This window comes from Pedobacter sp. MR2016-24, assembly GCF_026239655.1.
GTDB lineage: Bacteria > Bacteroidota > Bacteroidia > Sphingobacteriales > Sphingobacteriaceae > Pedobacter.
In genome coordinates this window covers 21,627-41,148 of sequence record NZ_JAPIVO010000010.1, presented here as the reverse complement: position 1 = coordinate 41,148, position 19,522 = coordinate 21,627, and the positions used below count along the sequence as shown (strand labels likewise).

Sequence of the window (19,522 nt, the reverse complement as noted above, 5' to 3'; positions counted from 1 at the left end):
AACAGCACTTAGAGGCACAATTTATATTCTTTAAAAACAAAAGTGAAGTGCAGATGTATGAAGGATAGATTAAACTAAAATCCAACCGCTTATGAAGAGTTTTAAATCTGTAACAATGATAATAATCGCTGCGCTTTTTACAGTAGGCTGTAGTTCAGGTGAACATGATAGCAAAGCTGATCAGCATACATCTGATTCAACCGGAACAGATACGGCTGCCTTGAATACCATGAGAACCGGAAATGGTCCCGGTACCGGAACAGGAAGCAGCAGCGGTACTAATACAGGTACACCCGGCACGGGAACAGGACCCGGTGTTAATAGTGATACCGGATCACTGATTCGTGATGTACCCAATGGAACAGGAACTGTTACTAAAAAAGCGGATACTGGAGTGAAAAAAGGTAAATGGCCAACTCAGGGGGATCCAATGAATTAATAGCTGATGATATGAAAGCTGCATCAATAGATGCGGAATGCTTAACTGATAAAATAGATAAAGATGAAAGCAATGAAAATTAAAGTACTTCCAATTGGCTTATTGGCCTTAGCATCGCTGACCCAGGCCTGTAATTCAAACCAGAAAAAAGATACCACAGATACTACAGCAACCGGTCATGCAATGGTACATGATTCTGCAGCACGTGACACCAGCAGTAACATGAAGGACGGTACTCCGGTAAACAGGTTTCTGGAACAAGCCGCAATGGGCGGAATGCTTGAAGTAGAAATGGGTAAAATTGGCCAGCAGAAGGCCTCGCTGCAAAGTATTAAGGATTTTGCTGCAATGATCGAAAAAGATCATACCGCGGCAAATACAGAATTGAGTGACCTTGCCTCAACCAAGGGCTTTACATTGCCGGCTGAGCTTCCTGACGCGAAAAAGGAACACCTGAACGCGCTAAATACCAGCACAGGAAAAAACTTTGACAGTTATTATATCAACATGATGGTCGAAGACCATATTACCGATATCGCTTTATTTGAAGGTGCTACGAAAAGTCCGGATACTGCAGTGAGTGCATTTGCTGCAAAAATTTTACCTGTTCTACAGAAACATTACAAAGCTGCGCGTGAGATTTCTATGCAGTTTGATCAGAATAAAAACAAGAAATAAGTAACTAAGGGTATTTGAGTAATTATTTTGATGGTGCAATTATGACTATTTTAGCCTGATTATAAAAATGAAATGTATAACGCACTTTTTGCCCACATCAACAGATTCATAGATTTAAGCACTGATGAACAGGACATTCTTGCGTCATTGCTTAAATCTTCTTCCTATAAAAAGAAAGCCTATTTGCATGAAGCAGGGGAAACCTGCAGGGCAAATTATTTTGTAGTGAAGGGTTGCCTGCGACTCTATTTCATTGACATCAAGGGTGCAGAACAAACTACGCAGTTTGCTATCGAGAACTGGTGGATTTCAGATTTAACCAGTTTTCTGTTTCAAAAGACGTCAGACTTTTATATTCAGGCGGCTGAAGCTACAGATGTTATTGTCATTGAACATCATCACTATGATGAAATTTTTGAAAAACTGCCCAGACTGGAAAAGTACTTCCGGCTGATTTTTCAGAAACTGCACCAGGCATCTCAGATCAGGATCAAATATCTGTACAGCCAAACTGCTGAAGAAAGATATACCAATTTCAATACCTTATTTCCTGAATTTGTACAGCGTATTCCACAATATATGCTTGCCTCTTATCTAGGATTTACGCCGGAGTTTTTAAGTAAGATCAGAGCCAGAAAATAGTGGCCTTTATCGTTTCTTAAACCAGGTTAAGTTTTTTGATTCTGTTGTTTCGGATCTTTACATCATATTCAAAAGAACAAAAAAATGGAACACAGAATCAATATCCAAAAAGTTGAACCAGCAGCATATCAGGCCATGTTTGGTTTAGAAAAATACCTTTCAACAAGCAAAGTAGACCCAATTCTTTTAGAGCTGATTAAAATGAGAGCATCACAAATAAATGGCTGCGCCTTCTGTTTAAATATGCATGCTGCAGATGCCCGCAAAATTGGCGAAACAGAGCAGCGTCTTTATCTTTTAAATGCCTGGAGAGAAACCACCTTATTTACGAAAGAGGAAGAAGCTGTTTTAGCTTTAACTGAAGAAGTAACGCTGATCAGTAACCATGTAGCTGATTCTACTTATAATAAAGCAGCAAGTTTGTTTAGTGAGCATGATCTGGCGCAAATTATCATGGCAATTGTAACCATTAATGCCTGGAATAGAATTGCGATCACTACAAAATTAATAGTTGGATAGCGGGACCTGACCACAAATATAAAAAGCAATCACCCATTAAGATGATTGCTTTTTATATATTAGTTATTTTCAAGACCCCTGCCAGTTTTATGCTGCAGTTCATCTATACGTTTTGATGCTTCAGACTTACTAAGCGTTTCATCAAATTCTTCTTTTGCTTCATCCGATAGTGTCTTCAGATAGGAGTGCTGCGCTCCGGTCATTGGCTCGTCTCCTGTAGTCCATTCATCGGGATCTTTGATCGTATTTGATCCTTGCAGGTTCTGGTTTGAGGGCTCATTATTTTCCTGTTGATCGAACAGTTCATTTTCTTGATCTATCATATGCTTTTCTATATTGGTATTTATGTTGAACACCTGGCATCTCTCATTGTTTTTTTAAATTTACTGGATGAAAAACCAAAAAATGAGTCTTTAGCTAATGCGTGATAGCTACTTTTGTCTGTGCTGTGATCGTTAGCCAATGAGTAATGGGTTTTTTGTCTAACGCTTCGGTTTGAAATCAGGATTGATTACCGGTCTTATTCCTGAATTGGATACTTTCCAGGATGTGCGATACATCCATTCAGTTACTTTTCTCAGTTTTTTATAGTCGATATGTTCAGGATCATCCTTTGGGGTATGATAATCAGGATGTAGTAACGTTGTGTAAAATACTGCCGGAATCCCCTGTTTCAGAAAGGGGGCATGATCACTTCTGTATAAAAATCCTTCTTTGTGGTTTGGGTTGTCCCAAACAGAATCAAGCTTAAATTTTGGTCCTTCATTATTGGCTTCCAGCGCCATTTTTGTTAAAAGTACAGAAGTGTTATTGGCGCCCCTTGTACCTAATATCGCTGCACTGTCAATCGTATTTCTGCCAATCAGATCGGCATTTAAGACAGCAACAATACTTTCCTTTTTTACTGTTGGATGTAAGGTATAATAATTCGATCCGAATAAATAAGGCTCCTCAGATCCAAATGAGATAAACAACTGTGACCTTTTAGCAGGAACTGCATGGTAAGCTCTCCCTATAGCAAGCATAGCTACAACAGCACTTCCATTGTCGTCCGCTCCGTTATAAATCGAATCGCCCTGTTGTGTTTCTCTTACACCCATATGATCGATATGGCTGGTGACCAGCACGTTTTCCGCTTTTAATTGCTGATCAGTACCCTCTATTTTTCCGATTACATTTACCGATGGATACAAAAAAGATTCAGTAATGATGTTTGCATTGAAGCGGGGATTATTATTAAAAAGAGCAAGATCTTTATCCAACATCCAGAATGCCGGAATTACCGCCGGTTTCGGCAAAATCATTTTACCACCATTGTTCAGTTTGTAGGCACCTCTCTCGAAACGTACATGCACATGCTCTTTCCAGCCATTTTTCGTAAACTCATCGCTGGCCACGAAGATGAGCCCTTTTATTTTTTTATTATACAAAAGATTCCTGTATTTCAAGGTTACCAGCCTTTGCATGAATCTTGTCTCAGGAAAAGCGACATTGAGATCAAGACCGTCATAAGTAGGAATTAATGCGACTACTTTTCCCTCCAGGTTTGCTGCTTCAATTGCTTCATCTGTTCCTTTGCCTATATAAACAATACTGGCATCAATAGTTGCCTGCAAAGGCTCAATGGTTAAAATGTCTTTCCAGAGTTCCAGTTGTATATCACCGATTTTAATGGTGCTTAATGCCGATACGCGATCTCTTTGTACGTCAAAGAACTGAAAAAATGTGCCGTCATTACCTGCAGGTTTCATCCCTGTTGCGCGCATTTGGTCTGCAAGCCAAACTGCGGCCCTCAACTCATCTGGCGAACAGAATTCCCGTCCCCTGAAGCCATCGCCGGCAAAAGTATATAAGTCATTTTTCAGCTCAGTTTCTTTAATAGCTGCCAGCCCTTTTGCCGGCGCTGTTTGTGCTGTAGCAGATAAATCAGGCAGGCTGGCCACACAAGTAATTAATAACAGGAATCTGACGAATTTTTTCATGATTTTTGGAATGGGCTATGCGGTAAATATTCAGGCAATTTTACGAAAAAATATCTGACTACAAATTCGCCATCATTTTCTTTATCTAATGAGGTAAGCGATACTGATTGGAAAAGCTCGTGTTGAGTGAAACGCTGAATTGTATTTATAGCTGCTGTCTGGATCTGCGTAATGCTGCCCATGAACCGCAACTCCATAGTGGCCAGATGACCAGCAATGGGTGCAGGAACAATCGTGTTAACCTGAGTGCATCACTATTCAGTCCGAACGCATCAACATGATTTGCATATTGTGCATAGTTGCCCGGAAATATAGCGATAAAAAAGATAGCGGCCACCCATCCCACGGCTACACGATAACGCGTGAGCAGGAGCAGAGAAAGTCCTATTGCAATCTCCACAATGCCTGACAACAATACAACGAGGTTGTCCTGAAGCGGTATCCACTCCGGTACCTGTGCAAGAAAATCAGTGCGTACAAAGGTAACGTGTCCGGTTCCGGTAAAAATAAGCAGGCATCCCAATAGTATCCGGAAGATATGCTGCGTTTTGGAATAATGATTCAATGTTTCCATAATAGCGAATAATTTATATAACTAAAATAGTAAAAAATAAATTATAAAACATTGTATTACAGTGGATAGTGTCTGATTTTCTTTCTTTTATTTACGAATCGTGGTCATCTTCCAAATTAAGGCTTTCATGATACGCAATAATTTTGTTCAGCACATTTACGGTGGTATCCAGGTCTTTTTCTCCTACAAGTTCTTTATACTTCGTCATTGTTTTTGACAGCTCAATATTGGCATCCAGCACCAGACGTTTGCCAGTAGGTGTTAATTCCAGGCATTCACTTCGTTTATCCTTTTCGTTGACCTTGCTGATAATCATCCCTTTTTCTTCCAATTCCTTGAGCGTGCGACTCATGGTTTGTTTAATGACCATCGATTTACGGCCTATCTCCGACGCTGTGGTACCCTCTACATCAATATTACAGATGACAGGCCAGTAAGACAATTTCATTTGTCCCCAGGAAGGTTTAACGGTCTTTTGAGCCCAGATATCCATATGTCTCCGCAGCTGATAAATAATTCGCTGCCAGTTCTTTTCATCAAGATTTTTATATGCTCTCAGTTGCTCGTCAATATTACTACTCTCGTCGCTCATAGGTCAAAGTTAAAATAAATAAAGTAAACAATGCTTACTATTTAGTAATCATTGTTTACTTTTGTTGTGCGCTTACAAATTAACGTGTCCGCTTTAAAACAACTTTTTCAAATATAACCCAATCATTAGCATGTTTTCAACAGAAAAAAAAATGTACCTGAGAATAATCCCGTTTCTCCTGTTACTGCCCGCTTTTTCCATGGCTCAGGAAGCGAGAGTTTTATCCTTAAAAGATGCGCTTACGCTTGCGCGGAGTCATAGCAGTCAATTAAAAGCGGATAGTATACAGTATCTGATCAGCAGCAGCCATGTCGCTCAGTCCTCAGCCAGCAAATTGCCTCAGCTCGTTATCAATTCAACCTTTCAGCGCCTGAGCAATAACATTGTACCATTCACTATCAGTTTGCCTGACGCCTCTTTTCAAATCAATCCCCAAATCCTGAACCAGTCCTACAACGCGATACAGCTGACGCAGCTCCTTTACAATGGTGGAAGAGCAAGGAACAGTACAAAGGCCTTGCAGAAAGAGGCCGCAGCTGGCAGGTCTGACTATCAGAAAAGCATGTTGGTGTTGGATCAGCAGATGATAGATTTATGGTTTAACCTCTATAATACCAGGGCGTCGGAGAAGATAATCATGGCAAACATTGAGACGCTACGTAAAAAAAGAGATGACGTAGAGACCTTTCGTTTACAGGGAATTGTGCTGGAGAATGATGTGCTGAAAATTGATTTGTCGGTTACCAATCTGCGCTCCAGTCTTGCTGATATTTCAGCACTTTCGGGTAGCCTGAACTACAATATCTGTATCCTGACAGGTATAGATCCGAATACAGTGGTTGAGATTCCTGACAATTATATTCAGCCTGCAACATCCATCACATCGCTGCAAACTTATATGGATGCCGCTATGTCGGCAAGGCCCGAATTTAAAAGTTTTAAACTGAGGAGTGATGCAGCTGGCTACCGGATCAAAGCAGCGAAGGCAGATTATTTTCCCATGCTAAACTTAATTGGAAGTTATAATTATGATAAGCCTAATCAGCGGATGATTCCGAATGTTAACCAGTTCAATTATTCGGCACTTGCCGGACTTAGCCTTTCCTGGAAAATATCTTCTTTCTATACCAATCAATCGCGCGTTAGCGAAAGCAGACTGGCATCCACTCAGCTGGATGAGCAGCTGCAGTTAGCCAGAGAACAGATCCAGCGGGAAGTAAATACCTGTTATCTGGACTATAAAAAAACGATAGAGAAATTGGCATTGGTGCAAACAGAACTGGAACAGGCTGCAGAAAACTACAGAGTAGAACAAAACCGGCTCAATGCACAGACCACCACTCCAACAGACTTTCTTACCGCTAATACTGCGTTGTTGCAAGCCCAGCTTAATGTGGCTACATCTAAGGCAAATGCGGGACTGGCTTATCAAAAACTACTCAAATCAACAGGCGAGATTGCCAATTAATTCAATACTATTAAACGATAATATAAGATCATGAAAAAATCAATACAAAAGCTGTTACTATTTATTTTTGTACCTGCAATTTTTATAGGGTGCTCAGGTGAGGGAACTGATAATGCACAGCTGGAAGCAGATATTAGTCCAGTTATACCCAAGATCAACAGTACTGTAATTGCGATCCGGGTTACCGATAATCAACCGGTTAAAAAAGGGGATACTTTAATTGTCCTGGATACGGCCACATTTAAAATCGCAGTAGAACAAGCAGAAATTGCCTTACTGCAGGCCAGTAAAAATGTAACCCTGGCAGGGAACAACCAGACATCAGCAAACGTAAATGTTTCTAATGTAACCGCCAGCTCTTATGCTGTATCTGCCAATTTAGCGTCATCAAATGCTGCTATTGAATCTGCGAAAGCCCGTTTAACCGTAGCTGAAAAGAATATGGAACGTTATGCGCAGCTTTTGGCGCAAAAATCGGCTACACAGCAGCAGTTTGACCAGGTCAAAGCAGATCAGGCAGATGCGGTAGCAAAACTGCAGGCCGCAATTGGTCAGCGCAATGCATTGTTAAAGCAAATTGATGCCAGCAAACTGCAAATTGCAAATACCCGGACGCAGGTGTCCAATACCGGTGAAAATATTAGTCTGGCGCAACTGGGAGTTAAAGAGGCTCAGGTTAAACTGAATGCGGCCAAACTGCAGCTATCTTATTGTACTATTGTTGCACCTTCGGATGGTATTGTTTCTAAAAAGAATGTGCAGATAGGGCAGGTAGTGGCCATCGGAGAACCACTGATGGCAGTTGCCAATAATAAAAAAGTATGGGTGATTGCTAATTTCAAGGAAACACAGCTTAAAAATATGCGTGTTGGTCAGGAAGTTGAAATCGAAGTAGATGCTTACTCTGATACTACTTTTACAGGGAAAATAGAATCTATTGCACAAGCTACAGGAGCAAAATTCTCCTTTCTGCCGGCAGATAATGCCACGGGCAATTTTGTTAAAGTTACGCAGCGGGTACCTGTTAAAATTGTAATGCCGGCGCATAGCAGTAAAAATTATCCACTTCGTACTGGAATGAGTGTTTATGCTAAGGTGGAGACGAAGTAAATATGGAAGCGGAAGCAAAAGCTACCTATGAAGTAGGGGCCAGAAAATGGCTGATCACCATTACTGTGATTACCTGTGCCATTATGGAACTGATTGATACCTCTATTGTAAATGTGGCCACCCGGCAGATTGCAGGTAACCTGGGCGCCACCGTAGAAGAAACGGCATGGGTAATTACGGCTTATGCAATATCAAATATCATTATTATCCCACTGACTGGATTTTTGGGTGATTTGTTTGGGAGGAGAAATTATTTTACAGCCTCCATTATTCTCTTTACTATCGCCTCTTTTATGTGCGGATTTTCCGGATCAATCTGGACCTTAGTGTTCTGGCGTTTTATACAGGGAATAGGTGGGGGTGCATTACTGGCAACGGCACAAACAGTGCTGGTAGAAACATTTCCGCCAGAAGAACTGGATAAGGCAAATGGAATATTTGGTGCAGGTATTGTAATGGGACCAACTTTAGGTCCGGTATTAGGTGGATATCTCACAGATAACTATTCCTGGAGCTGGATATTTTATGTGAATATTCCCGTTGGAATCGTTGCCGCAATTCTTTCCTGGAAGTATATCAAAGGGGCCAGTAAAAAACTGGTCGGGAAGGTAGATTACTGGGGTATTCTCGCACTGATTGTGGGGGTAGGAAGTTTACAACTGTTATTGGAGGAAGGAGAGCGGAAAGACTGGTTTGCGAGTAATTTTATTATCATCTCCCTGATTTTGGCTATAGGTGGTATCGTTTTGTTCATCTTGCGGGAGCTGAAAGCAAAAAATCCTGTAGTGGATATCAGGGTGCTGCGGAATAGAAATGTGGCTGTCGGCTCAGCATTGCGCTTTGCTTTTGGTTTAGCTATTTATTGCTCAGTATTTTTGTATCCGGTATTTGTACAGGGATTTCTGGGCTGGAATGCTACTCGAACGGGACTGTTGATTTTGCCCGGTGCTTTTCTTACCGGTATGCTGATGGGACTGAATGGAGCGCTGATAAAAAAAGGGGTGAGTCCTAAAATATTACTCGTTTTCGGTTTTGCAATGGTGATTTTATACGAATATATCTCTTACCGTTTGGCTACACCAATGGCAGGAGAGTGGGATTTCCTTTGGCCGCAGTTGATCAGAGGCGTTGGATTCGGATTTATTTTCGTCCCGGCCGCCAGTCTTACGCTGGCAGGACTAAAAGGTAAAGATATTGCACAGGCGTCAGGATTGTCCAATATGCTTCAGCTGCTGGGCGGATCTATCGGGCTGGCCTTAATTAATACTTATGTAACCAGGAGGATTGCTGCACATCGGGCAGATCTGATGTCTAACGTATCATTGTATAATCCTGCAGCCAAAGAGCGGATGCATCAGTTAACTGCACAATTAATGTCGGGCGGTAAATCTGCTGCACAGGCAAAACAAATGGCTATGGGAATTATGGATGGGACACTCAATGTGCAATCATCAATGATAGCTTATAGCGAAGGTTTTATGATGATAGGTATTATCTGTGCAGTTATCCTGCCTTTGGTATTTTTCGCCAGGATAAAAAAAGGAGAAGTCCTTACAGTAGAGGGAGGCCATTAATAAAAATAGCAAGGGAGGCAAAAAACACCTCCCTTTAATTCATCCTCTGTTTTAAATATTACGTATTCATATCAAACACTCCTGAACAACATGTCGCGATTTATCATTATCATTTCAACAGTAATTAATACTCCGTACGACCTGGAACATATTTCATCAACTGTGGGTAAGTTCGCAGGAGTTATCGACTGGACTATTGATTTGGGCGACTCCGATAAGGTGCTGCGCTTGTCCGCGAGTAATAATATAAGCACGGAACTGACTGCCCGCTTCCATCAATTGGGTATAAGTGCTGCAGTAATGGGTGTATTTATGGATTAAATTTACGCCGGTCTTTATAGGAATAGCAGTCTTTCTTCTTCCAGGTCGAGGTACTTTAAATGTTTGCGTATAATCTCCTCATTCAAGGTTGCTTCTTCACTATTTTTATTCAGCAGCCATTTCCGTTGCTGATCCAGGACGTCCAGATAAATGGTTCTGGCTTCTTCGGCTAGTACTATTTGATCGGTTGAACGACTTTTATCTTCCCATTTACGCGCAACCTGCTGAAGAAAAGGCTGGTTGTTGAGTTCTTCCTCGTAGTTGGATTTAAGATAGGATAAGGCGTAACCCGTCAGCTGTCTGGTCAGCTGCTGATCTTCTTCTTCTTCAGAGATTGTAGCGTGATCAACATCAGGCAGACCAATTTTTTTAATCAGGTAAGGCAACGTCAGTCCTTGTAACAACAAAGTAGATAAGATGACAATAAATGTGATGAACAGAATTAAGTTGCGCTGCGGAAAAGGTACACCATTATCCAGGTGAACCGGGATTGATAAGGCTGCGGCAAGAGATACAACTCCCCGCATTCCTGTCCAGCCCAGAATCAGCGGCACTTTGAATCCCGGGTTTCTGCTGTCTGCCACAGTGATGAAATTTCTGGCAATGAGTGTGACGATCACAGCGCCATATGCGGAGAGTATTCTCCCTATAATCAATACAGCAGTGATCAATAAACCGTAACCAATAGCAGCGTTGATGCTTGTATCACCTAATCCTGCGGTAATTTCCGGCAGGTCCAATCCGATAAGCATAAAAACCAGCCCGTTCATCACAAAAGTTAAACTTTCCCAAACATTAATTCCCCTGAGCCGGGAACTGCTGTTGAGGAAGAAGTGCCTTTTATAAGATAAAAAGAGTCCGCCGCAAACTACTGCCAGAACGCCCGAAGTATGAAATTCTTCTGCGACAATATACATCAGGTAAGGCGTTACAATGCTGAGTGCTGTATCTGTATTGGTATCTGTGGGTAGGTATTTATGCGTCTTCATGAAAATCAATCCGATTCCGAGACCGATTCCTGCGCCGCCGAACAGCATCCATGAAAAACTTAATGCGGCATCCTGCCAGATAAACTGTCCTGTAGCCACAGCTATAAATGCAAAACGGAAGATGATCAATGATGAAGCGTCATTTAGCAGGCTTTCACCTTCCAGAATAGAAGACATTCGTTTTGGTACTTTTACAAATTTGAGTATGGCTCCTGCACTTACCGCATCAGGAGGTGAAACGATGCCACCCAATAAAAAGCCAAGCGCCAGCGAAAAGCCCGGTATGAAATGATTGGCTACAAAAGCGGTAGAAAGTGCAGTTAGAAATACTACAATAAATGCAAAGCTGCTGATAATGCGCCTCCATCTCCACAGCTCTTTCCAGGAAATTGCCCAGGAAGCTTCATATAATAAGGGTGGAAGAAAGATGACAAAGATCAGTTCAGGATCTATATGAACCGCGGGTATACCAGGTACAAAACTAATGGCCAGACCGGCCAGCACTAAAAGCACCGGATAAGCTACTTTAATTTTGTTGGCCAGCATGATGAGTAATACGATGGCCACAATTAGCCCCAGGTAAAATGGAAAATCTTCGAGCATGTAATTTTACTAAGTCCCTAAGATATGCATTGTAAAATTTTCTGCGTAGCGAAATTCAAACAGTTTTATATCAATTTCATCATGCTAATCCTTTGCTTGTATTTCTTTATCACGAATGTTAATTTATAATTATGATCTTTTATCTGTTTTTATTTTGTTGTAATTTTTACTTTTGATAAATAATTTAGTGATATGGAAGAATTAAATTTAAAAATTACGAAACTGTAAATTACGGTTTCAGCTCTCGTAGATAATGTTAAGGCTCTGTTTGAATTGTGCGAAAGTAACCAAAAGAGTATCATTTCTCTTTTTAAGGTGGTCGAAGAACGATTTCGGAGTATTGAGGCAAGTTTTACAAAAGTAGAGGAGCGGTTGGATAAGATTGAAGCAAGGCTCGATCAGATGGATGCGAGGTTAGATAAGATTGAAGTAAGGCTCGATCAAATGGATGCGAGATTTGATCAGATGGATGAACGACTGGATCAGGTAGAAGCATCATCCAAAACGATGCAAGCTCAGTTAAATAAACTGACTAGCGATATGTCTGCTAACTTTGATACTGTAGGTTATCATCTGGCCAAAATTACTTTAGAGCTATCCAAAATCGAAACTACTACACGCTACGAGCAGGATTACCAAAATATGCTGATCTTTAAAAGAGATTAATCAGCTACCATATATCCAGATCAGGTTAGTGAGTTACTGATTTCTCTTGCGGGTATTCCCGTTTATATCTGCTTTTCATGTATTTACGAACGGGAATATCCAAATAAAGCATAATGATATAGGCTAATCCGATTAAAAGCGAAACGCCGATAGGAACCTGAAGAGCCATCAGGCTCATCGGAGGCTTTATTACTTCAACATAGCTTAGATACATCCAGAGGAAAGGATAATGAATCATATACAATGGATAGGAAATATCTCCTAAAAACCTGCATATTTTAACGAATGTTGATCTCAATTGAGCACCGGCACCAAGGGCAATCAGAAAAGGAAAATAGAAAATCACCAGTAGTGGGTCTGCTATTGTGTTAGTTTGCTCAGCATAGGGGACCAAAAAAGCAAGAATCAGCAATACGGCGATAGGTACAAAACCGAGGCGGGTCCTGATGATCCAGTTGGAGCGGTAAACCAGCATCCCCGCTAAAAATGAATAAAAAATTCTGCTGCCTCCACCAATAAAGTTATCTCCGCCCCAGCCTACACCCAAATATCCTGAGCGGTAAGATTCGTAGGAGAGCGCTGCTGCGGCTATTAGGGTTAAAATCCACAATATGCTGTTTTTTAGCTTAAAAAGTAATAATGCGTACAGTATATTGGCAATATATTCCCAAAATAAAGACCAGGTAGGTGGATTGAAATGGAAAAGATTAAAATAACGTTCGTGTACAACCGGATAAGGAATCAGCAGACAGGAAGATAAAAACATAAGCAAAGTCTGAATGGCACTGTAGGCTTCCTGTAGTTTACTATAAGGATCGAAAACGAAAGTCAGCAATCCTATTAAAGCGCCGGTAACTACAAGAGGATGGAGGCGGATCAGTCGTAATTTAATAAACTGAATAACCCCGGTTTTTTCTACTTTATTGTCATACGCAAAGGCAATTACGAAACCCGACAGACAAAAAAAGAAGTCGACTGCCAGATAACTGTGCGCAATAAAATTATCATGGTAATCCGGAGTGACAAATTCCATAAAATGAAAGATGACTACCGCAACAGCGGCTACACCCCTGAGCCCATCTAAAATTTCGAAGTGTTGTTTAGTCTTTAAAAGTGTCGGAATCGGTGCTAATGCGTTCATGTGTATATTTGGTTCGTGTTCTTATTGATCAAATAAGCGCTTTGCAAAGAAACAGGATAAAATCAAATACAGTTATACACTATGGTTCAAACTCTCCTCGTTTTGTCTCAATTTAATTCGAACGGACCTGCAATACTCTTTTATAAATGCCTCGTTTGGTAACTCCTCACTAAAAATCCGGTCGCTGCCAGGATTATATTTATCCCCAGGATAATGAAGGTTAAAGTATGTTCATTACCATGATGCATACTACCCAGATAATCTGTCACGGGAAGCTTGTTCAACACACAATAAGTCAATAAAAAGAAGAATATCTCATACAATTTACTGCTTCCGCTTACAATACCCAGCGTCGTGGCAAGTAAAACAATTAACACTGCGCCATTCATGATATTCAGGACTGCGGCAATATTTAGCAGAAAAACACTACGCAGCATTAAGGGTAGGGACAATACAATCGCTAATAGTATTCCCGCCAGAATTTGTGCCGGAAGCATACGAATTAAAGGCCGGTAAGAGGCGTAAGTAAAATAATGCAGGCGGTTGGTTTTTTCTTTCGTAGTTAAGTCCGACCAGCGTTTTACCTGTAAAAACAACAATATAGGTAGTAAATAGGAGTAAGCAATAGTATAGGGAACCAGGAACATTGCCACCCACAAACAGGCATTCAATAGCCAAACCCATTTATTCCCATGTCTCAGCATTAATAATAACTCCGTTTTGATGAAGGGAGAAATGCTGTAATTCGTAACTATAGGAGGTAATGACGCGGTATTTATTCCACCGGAACTTATGATAGATTCCTGGTTTTCCTGAAACTGTTTCATCAGCTTTTTTTTCTTTCGTACTACCTGTTTAAAATCAAATCGGTGGAAAAAAAAGGAAGAGAAATAAACTAATCCTAACGCGAAGGTCATCCATACCAGTCGGCTAAAAATGAAAATTCCTGTCCAGTCAATTCCGTTCCAGGTAAATATTTTGAAAGGTTTTTGCGGACTGAATATAAAACCAAAGGATAACTGCTTTATATCCTGATGATATGTTGTATTGATATGGTTTTTGACGCTGGATGTGACTAAACTTAATCCAAAGGGATCATTGAAACCAGTGGGAATGTCATTCCCTTTAGTAGCAATCTGCGACATCACGATCCCACATAAAAAAAAGTAGGTAATAAACTGGAGGACATTGCGCTTGCCTAAAAAAACTTCTGCGACTACAGCTAAAGCAGCTACAACAAACAAAGCAGGAAAGGCGAAAAAAAGATAAGGCAATATAAAGTCAGACAATATAAAAGAATAGCCCGCCCCACGCACGTAAAACATCACTAAGCTCACCAAAAACGTGCAAACCACTATCGTACACAGCACCAGATAATTACTCAGCTGTTTACTGAGCAAATAAGTAAAATTACTAATCGGTGTAGTTGCGATAATTAATCCAACCTCGGTATCAATATCTTTTTTAATGCTATTATTGACCAGTAAAAAGCCGTAAAAGGAAAGCATGACAGTAGTCATTAAGGCCGAAACATAACCTATCCAGGCAGAGTTATAGGCACCTTTAAAACCGGTTGCACTTAATGTACTGTACATTGCATGATGGGGAGGCACAAATAAATAAGCCACATAAATAGTGACAGCAAGGGCGATCAGGAAAGCATAACTGCGTGTACGCTGCAGGTAATCGGCCTTCACAATGCTTAAAATGTATGACATGATCAGGCGTTGTTTAAGGTTAATAACAGGTAGGCATCTTCCAGAGTGGCACTAATGGCGGTGGAGCCAGGTACGGTCTCAGTATCCTTATTAATATACCGTACCCTCATGCGGTCGTTCTGACGACTGGTATCAATCACCTTGTAACGCATTTTGAAGTCGCCAACCTCATTGTGATTTAATACTACTTCATAGATCTGACCCATGGCCTGCCTGATGATATCCTGCTGATCACCCTTAGTGATTAGTTTTCCGCTTTGCATAATAGCTACCTCATCGGCGATTGTTTCTATGTCTGACACGATGTGGGAAGAAAGGATAATAATACAATCGTTAGCCAGCTCGGCAATCAGCTGTCTGAACCTAACCCTTTCTTCAGGATCTAAGCCTACCGTGGGTTCGTCAAATATGAGTACCTTAGGATCATTCAACAGTGCCTGCGCGATGCCAATACGTTGTTTCATACCGCCAGAATAAGTGCCAATAGGCATTTTTGCATCGGCTGTAAGATTAACGCCCTCCAGAAGCATATCAATACGCTGGCGTAAACCTTTACCACCCACACCTTTCATCGCAGCGATATAAGTAAGAAATTCATAAGCATTTAAATTGGGGTAAACACCAAAATCCTGCGGCAGGTAACCTAATATTTTCCTGATGAAATCAGGGTTGCTTACAATGTCTTTCCCATCTAAAAATACGCTGCCTTTTGTAGGTTTGCTGATCGTGGCAATGATCTTCATAAGGGTAGATTTTCCGGCTCCATTGGGGCCTAATAAACCTAAAATGCCTTTGTCAATAGTAATGGAATAATCCGATAAACCAGTTTTTTGAGAATTATATTGTTTAGTCAGTCCTTTGATTTCTAATGTCATTCTGAGCGTCTTTCACATTCAGACCTTATGATTATCTATAAGTTACACCCGCGTAAATAAAAGATTGTAAATTTCTTGCAGATGATAATTTTGGCCGTGGGAACGTTGCAGGGATCAATTCTAGTGCAAAATGAGACAAGAGCGCTAACACATTTAATTAAATACTACTAAATTAGTAGTATTTAATTAAATGTGTTATGTTTGTGTTCTGATACAAGCACTAAATCAACCGGAATGAACCTCTTAAAAAAACAATCAAAAATTACCCAGCCTTTGATATGGGTTTTTTTAGAAATGCAGACAGCCCAAGTATGCAATGATCAGCAATCGCTCATGCGATGTTGTAATTAGTAAGAACCCCTCCCTAGGGTACGTTTTACTAAGCTAAATCCTTTTATAAAAAATTTATAAACAGGCCAATTTAATGGCCCTGGAATTCTATTGCCTGAATTCTCTCTGAAGATGACGAAGCTGGCAGTATTAAAACGATCCTAAAAGGCTTTGACCCACATTTAAACAAACACCAACAGCTCCATCAAACATTTAAACAACAATAAAATACAACTAGATGAAACTAAAATTACTACAACTCATTTTCATGCTCCTGTTTATTTCCCTGCGGATTCATGCCCAGGAAAGAGCAATCACTGGTAGGGTGGTTGATAAAACAGATAATAAACCTATACCCGGAGTGAGCGTAAAGTTAAATACCGGAATTAAAGGCACTATTACCAATAACAAAGGAGAATTCAGTCTTACAGTTCCACAGAATGAAAAAAGTCTTCACTTTTCTTACATAGGCTATCTGTCACAAACAATCAATGTAAGTGGCAGTTCTATCGAAGTAAAACTGGCGGCAGACCTGCAGGAACTTACCGAGGTAGTGGTTACCGGTTACAGTACACAAGAGCGGAAGTTCATTGCCGGATCAATTAGTACTTTAAAAGGAGATGAGCTTAAAGATGTAGCTGGCTCTGGCTTTAATCAGCTGGTGCAGGGCAAGGCTACAGGTGTTCAGGTGTCTTCTAATTCAGGTACACCGGGTGGTGGAATCACTTTTCGTATCAGGGGGAACAACTCAATAAACGCTTCTGTAGAGCCCTTATACGTTATAGATGGAATTTTTGTAAGCAGTGTGAATCAAATCAAAACCGGTTTGGGTAATCAGGCAGCATCAAATCCGCTGGCAGACATCAATCCGTCAGATATAGAATCACTGGTGATACTTAAAGATGCAAACGCTACGGCTATCTACGGCTCTTTGGGTGCAAACGGGGTGGTGATTGTGACAACCAAACGTGGAAAGCTAAACAGTAAAGCTAAAATAAATGTGAGTACCTATCAGGGCTGGTCGGAAGCTGCCAAAAAATTTGAAAGTACAACAGGTCCGGAAACGGCAATTCTGGCAAACGAAGCGGTGCTGAATACTGCTAAAGATCAGGGGCGTGACCTTTCTACTGTAGTGCTGCCATTTCCTAATCCTGAGTCGCTGGCAACTTACGATCGTATCAGTGGCCTGTTCCGTACGGCCAAAACTACCAATTATGAAATCTCTGCTAACGGTGGATCAGAGAAAAGCACTTATTATACCGGTATTGGTTATCTTAAACAACAGTCGATCGTTAAACCATCTGATTTTGAACGCTATACCGGCCGCTTCAATTACGATAATAACCTTACTGATAAACTGAAATTAGGAACCAGCTTCAACTTCAGCCGTACCTGGAGAAATGTGAGTGGCAGTGATAATAATCCTACGGGAGTAATCAACTCCGCTATCTTTCCCAGGTCTTACCTGCCTATTTATAATGCAGATGGTACTTATGCCCGTTACGGCAGTTTTGACAATCATATCGCTTTAATAGAAAATTTGAATAACGATGCGGTGGGCTGGCGTACGATTGGGAATCTCTTTGCAGAATATACGCTACTACCAGAGTTGAAATTACGGAGCAGCTGGAGTATTGATAACAATAGTATGTATGAGAACAATTATAACAATACGCTGATCAGTGCTGGTATTGCTTCCAACGGTTCCGCAAATTCTTATGAGAGTAAAAATCTGGGTCTGATCAATGAACAGGTCTTAACCTATATCAAGTCTTTCGGTGGAAATAAAAAGCACAACATCAATGCACTGGTGGGGAATACTTTGAATACTAACCTTTCTCAGGGAACCAGCGCTTCCGGGACAGGTTTCGCAACGAACGACCTTACTTCTATTGCTGATGCGGCTATCCGTTCGGGATCTTCTTATCGTTCCAGAAATAAACTGGTTTCATTCTTCGGTAAAGCCAGTTATACTTATGATAACAAATACACGCTGGATGGAAGTTTAAGAGCCGATGCTTCCTCAAAGTTCGGAAAGAATAAACAGTGGGGCTATTTTCCTTCTGGTGGATTTACCTGGAGAGCAGGGCAGGAAGAGTTTATATCCAGTCTGGGTATTTTCGATGAGCTGAAATTCAGGGTCAGTGCAGGTTTATCCGGTAACCAGAACGGAATAGGCGACTATGCAGCGCTCGGCTTATGGTCGGCCGGCTACAACTATCTTGAAAATGCAGGTACAGCACCTTCACAATTAGCTAATCCTGATCTTACCTGGGAAACCACCCGTCAAATTGATTTGGGTACGGAATTTTCAATCTTAAAGAGCAGGTTGAGCGTGAACTTAGATTATTATAACAAATACACTTACGATTTGCTCCTGAATGTTCCGGTGCCCAATCGTTCAGGTTTTGCTTATCTGTTACAGAATTATGGAGCGGTAAGGAACAAAGGATTAGAATTGAGCATCAACTCTGTCAATGTGGAGACCAAAAACTTTAGCTGGTCTACCAATTTCAATATCTCGAAGAACAACAACAAAATCGAAAAGCTGGCATCAGACATTGCACAGGGTGCATCAGGAAGGAATATCTCTATTTCAAGACAAGGGTATGCTGTGAACTCTTTCCAGTTGTATAAACAATTATATGTGGATTCACAGACTGGTAATGCAGTGTATGAAGATGTGAACGGTGATGGCAAGATCACATCGGCCGACAGGCAGATTGTGGGTAATGCCTTACCTAAATACACGGGAGGTATAACTAATACATTGAAATATAAAGATTTTGACTTTAACTTCTTCTTCTACTTCCAGCAGGGGAACAAAATCATGAATATGAAGGATTTCTTCCTGGTACATGGTGGTACACAAAGCAATATCGGCTTTGTGCCGCGACAATTGGAACGTTGGCAAAAGGCAGGAGACGAGACCGATATTCCACGTTTGACTACTTACAGCGGCGACCCGACAGTAAACGGCGGATCTGCTAATAACTACGGTGGCAACGTGGCCAGTCTAAGTACCCGATACATGGAAGACGGTTCCTTTATCCGCTTAAAGAACGTTACGCTGGGTTATACCATTCCGGCATTAACCACCGCTAAATTAGGAATCAGCAGAGCAAGGGTATATATCACCGGATCAAACCTGCTCACCTTCACTCATTATTCCGGCCTTGATCCGGAAGTCAGTTCACAAGGAAGCAACCAGAACACAGCGGGTTATGACTGGGCTACGGTTCCTCAGCCAAGAACTATTCAAGCCGGCCTCAGCGTAACCTTTTAATTTCAAAAACAGACG

18 protein-coding genes are annotated in these 19,522 nt (G+C 41.0%); 10 read left to right on the top strand and 8 right to left on the bottom strand.

Features of this window, described 5'->3' with window-relative positions:
• The first annotated feature begins 115 nt into the window (after window positions 1-115).
• The 4 genes from OQX62_RS24835 to OQX62_RS24820 all read left to right on the top strand — a co-directional run bounded on the left by OQX62_RS24835 (window position 116) and on the right by OQX62_RS24820 (window position 2,278).
• Complete coding sequence (locus OQX62_RS24835; RefSeq protein ID WP_265834379.1) at window positions 116-439, top strand: hypothetical protein; 324 nt, start codon at window positions 116-118, stop codon at window positions 437-439.
• A gap of 63 nt (window positions 440-502) precedes the next feature.
• Window positions 503-1,117 (top strand): DUF4142 domain-containing protein, encoded by a 615-nt coding sequence (locus tag OQX62_RS24830; protein ID WP_265834378.1) that lies wholly within the window; start codon window positions 503-505, stop codon window positions 1,115-1,117.
• A gap of 72 nt (window positions 1,118-1,189) precedes the next feature.
• Complete coding sequence (locus OQX62_RS24825; RefSeq protein WP_265834377.1) at window positions 1,190-1,759, top strand: Crp/Fnr family transcriptional regulator; 570 nt, start codon at window positions 1,190-1,192, stop codon at window positions 1,757-1,759.
• Window positions 1,760-1,843: 84 nt separating this feature from the next.
• Complete coding sequence (locus OQX62_RS24820; RefSeq protein ID WP_265834376.1) at window positions 1,844-2,278, top strand: carboxymuconolactone decarboxylase family protein; 435 nt, start codon at window positions 1,844-1,846, stop codon at window positions 2,276-2,278.
• 59 nt (window positions 2,279-2,337) lie between these two features.
• Here OQX62_RS24820 and OQX62_RS24815 read toward each other — a convergent pair whose 3' ends face one another.
• From OQX62_RS24815 to OQX62_RS24800, 4 genes are all read right to left on the bottom strand, one after another.
• Entirely contained in the window at window positions 2,338-2,601 is a 264-nt protein-coding gene (locus tag OQX62_RS24815) for a DUF3072 domain-containing protein (RefSeq protein WP_265834374.1), read from the bottom strand.
• Window positions 2,602-2,760: 159 nt separating this feature from the next.
• Window positions 2,761-4,260 carry a M28 family peptidase gene (locus OQX62_RS24810; RefSeq protein ID WP_265834373.1) on the bottom strand — a complete coding sequence of 500 codons (1,500 nt, stop codon included), beginning with the start codon at window positions 4,258-4,260 and terminating at the stop codon, window positions 2,761-2,763.
• Window positions 4,261-4,405: 145 nt separating this feature from the next.
• The gene (locus tag OQX62_RS24805; protein ID WP_265834371.1) at window positions 4,406-4,834 is read right to left on the bottom strand and encodes a hypothetical protein; all 429 of its coding nucleotides are present in this window, start codon (window positions 4,832-4,834) and stop codon (window positions 4,406-4,408) included.
• Between the two features lie 91 nt (window positions 4,835-4,925).
• Window positions 4,926-5,426 carry a MarR family winged helix-turn-helix transcriptional regulator gene (locus OQX62_RS24800; RefSeq protein WP_265834370.1) on the bottom strand — a complete coding sequence of 167 codons (501 nt, stop codon included), beginning with the start codon at window positions 5,424-5,426 and terminating at the stop codon, window positions 4,926-4,928.
• 151 nt (window positions 5,427-5,577) lie between these two features.
• Between OQX62_RS24800 and OQX62_RS24795 the strand changes: the two genes are divergently transcribed.
• From OQX62_RS24795 to OQX62_RS24780, 4 genes are all read left to right on the top strand, one after another.
• Complete coding sequence (locus OQX62_RS24795) at window positions 5,578-6,894, top strand: TolC family protein (protein ID WP_265834369.1); 1,317 nt, start codon at window positions 5,578-5,580, stop codon at window positions 6,892-6,894.
• A gap of 30 nt (window positions 6,895-6,924) precedes the next feature.
• Complete coding sequence (locus OQX62_RS24790; RefSeq protein ID WP_265834368.1) at window positions 6,925-8,004, top strand: HlyD family secretion protein; 1,080 nt, start codon at window positions 6,925-6,927, stop codon at window positions 8,002-8,004.
• 2 nt (window positions 8,005-8,006) lie between these two features.
• Entirely contained in the window at window positions 8,007-9,578 is a 1,572-nt protein-coding gene (locus OQX62_RS24785; protein ID WP_265834367.1) for a DHA2 family efflux MFS transporter permease subunit, read from the top strand.
• 90 nt (window positions 9,579-9,668) lie between these two features.
• Entirely contained in the window at window positions 9,669-9,899 is a 231-nt protein-coding gene (locus OQX62_RS24780; RefSeq protein WP_265834366.1) for a hypothetical protein, read from the top strand.
• Window positions 9,900-9,913: 14 nt separating this feature from the next.
• Here OQX62_RS24780 and OQX62_RS24775 read toward each other — a convergent pair whose 3' ends face one another.
• The gene (locus OQX62_RS24775; protein ID WP_265834365.1) at window positions 9,914-11,491 is read right to left on the bottom strand and encodes a Na+/H+ antiporter; all 1,578 of its coding nucleotides are present in this window, start codon (window positions 11,489-11,491) and stop codon (window positions 9,914-9,916) included.
• A 315-nt stretch (window positions 11,492-11,806) separates the two neighbouring features.
• Between OQX62_RS24775 and OQX62_RS24770 the strand changes: the two genes are divergently transcribed.
• The gene (locus OQX62_RS24770; RefSeq protein WP_265834364.1) at window positions 11,807-12,157 is read left to right on the top strand and encodes a hypothetical protein; all 351 of its coding nucleotides are present in this window, start codon (window positions 11,807-11,809) and stop codon (window positions 12,155-12,157) included.
• A 25-nt stretch (window positions 12,158-12,182) separates the two neighbouring features.
• Here OQX62_RS24770 and OQX62_RS24765 read toward each other — a convergent pair whose 3' ends face one another.
• From OQX62_RS24765 to OQX62_RS24755, 3 genes are all read right to left on the bottom strand, one after another.
• Complete coding sequence (locus tag OQX62_RS24765) at window positions 12,183-13,298, bottom strand: acyltransferase family protein (RefSeq protein WP_265834363.1); 1,116 nt, start codon at window positions 13,296-13,298, stop codon at window positions 12,183-12,185.
• A gap of 140 nt (window positions 13,299-13,438) precedes the next feature.
• Entirely contained in the window at window positions 13,439-15,016 is a 1,578-nt protein-coding gene (locus tag OQX62_RS24760; protein WP_265834362.1) for a hypothetical protein, read from the bottom strand.
• Window positions 15,017-15,018: 2 nt separating this feature from the next.
• Window positions 15,019-15,891 (bottom strand): ABC transporter ATP-binding protein, encoded by an 873-nt coding sequence (locus OQX62_RS24755; RefSeq protein WP_265834361.1) that lies wholly within the window; start codon window positions 15,889-15,891, stop codon window positions 15,019-15,021.
• Window positions 15,892-16,459: 568 nt separating this feature from the next.
• Between OQX62_RS24755 and OQX62_RS24750 the strand changes: the two genes are divergently transcribed.
• Entirely contained in the window at window positions 16,460-19,507 is a 3,048-nt protein-coding gene (locus OQX62_RS24750; RefSeq protein WP_265834360.1) for a SusC/RagA family TonB-linked outer membrane protein, read from the top strand.
• Window positions 19,508-19,522: the final 15 nt, after the last annotated feature.

Coding starts and splice junctions, on each gene's coding strand:
- OQX62_RS24835 (WP_265834379.1), top strand. CDS start 116: ATGATAATAATCGCTGCGCTTTTTACAGTAGGCTGTAGTTCAGGTGAA.
- OQX62_RS24830 (WP_265834378.1), top strand. CDS start 503: ATGAAAGCAATGAAAATTAAAGTACTTCCAATTGGCTTATTGGCCTTA.
- OQX62_RS24825 (WP_265834377.1), top strand. CDS start 1,190: ATGTATAACGCACTTTTTGCCCACATCAACAGATTCATAGATTTAAGC.
- OQX62_RS24820 (WP_265834376.1), top strand. CDS start 1,844: ATGGAACACAGAATCAATATCCAAAAAGTTGAACCAGCAGCATATCAG.
- OQX62_RS24815 (WP_265834374.1), bottom strand. CDS start 2,601: ATGATAGATCAAGAAAATGAACTGTTCGATCAACAGGAAAATAATGAG.
- OQX62_RS24810 (WP_265834373.1), bottom strand. CDS start 4,260: ATGAAAAAATTCGTCAGATTCCTGTTATTAATTACTTGTGTGGCCAGC.
- OQX62_RS24805 (WP_265834371.1), bottom strand. CDS start 4,834: ATGGAAACATTGAATCATTATTCCAAAACGCAGCATATCTTCCGGATA.
- OQX62_RS24800 (WP_265834370.1), bottom strand. CDS start 5,426: ATGAGCGACGAGAGTAGTAATATTGACGAGCAACTGAGAGCATATAAA.
- OQX62_RS24795 (WP_265834369.1), top strand. CDS start 5,578: ATGTACCTGAGAATAATCCCGTTTCTCCTGTTACTGCCCGCTTTTTCC.
- OQX62_RS24790 (WP_265834368.1), top strand. CDS start 6,925: ATGAAAAAATCAATACAAAAGCTGTTACTATTTATTTTTGTACCTGCA.
- OQX62_RS24785 (WP_265834367.1), top strand. CDS start 8,007: ATGGAAGCGGAAGCAAAAGCTACCTATGAAGTAGGGGCCAGAAAATGG.
- OQX62_RS24780 (WP_265834366.1), top strand. CDS start 9,669: ATGTCGCGATTTATCATTATCATTTCAACAGTAATTAATACTCCGTAC.
- OQX62_RS24775 (WP_265834365.1), bottom strand. CDS start 11,491: ATGCTCGAAGATTTTCCATTTTACCTGGGGCTAATTGTGGCCATCGTA.
- OQX62_RS24765 (WP_265834363.1), bottom strand. CDS start 13,298: ATGAACGCATTAGCACCGATTCCGACACTTTTAAAGACTAAACAACAC.
- OQX62_RS24760 (WP_265834362.1), bottom strand. CDS start 15,016: ATGTCATACATTTTAAGCATTGTGAAGGCCGATTACCTGCAGCGTACA.
- OQX62_RS24755 (WP_265834361.1), bottom strand. CDS start 15,891: ATGACATTAGAAATCAAAGGACTGACTAAACAATATAATTCTCAAAAA.
- OQX62_RS24750 (WP_265834360.1), top strand. CDS start 16,460: ATGAAACTAAAATTACTACAACTCATTTTCATGCTCCTGTTTATTTCC.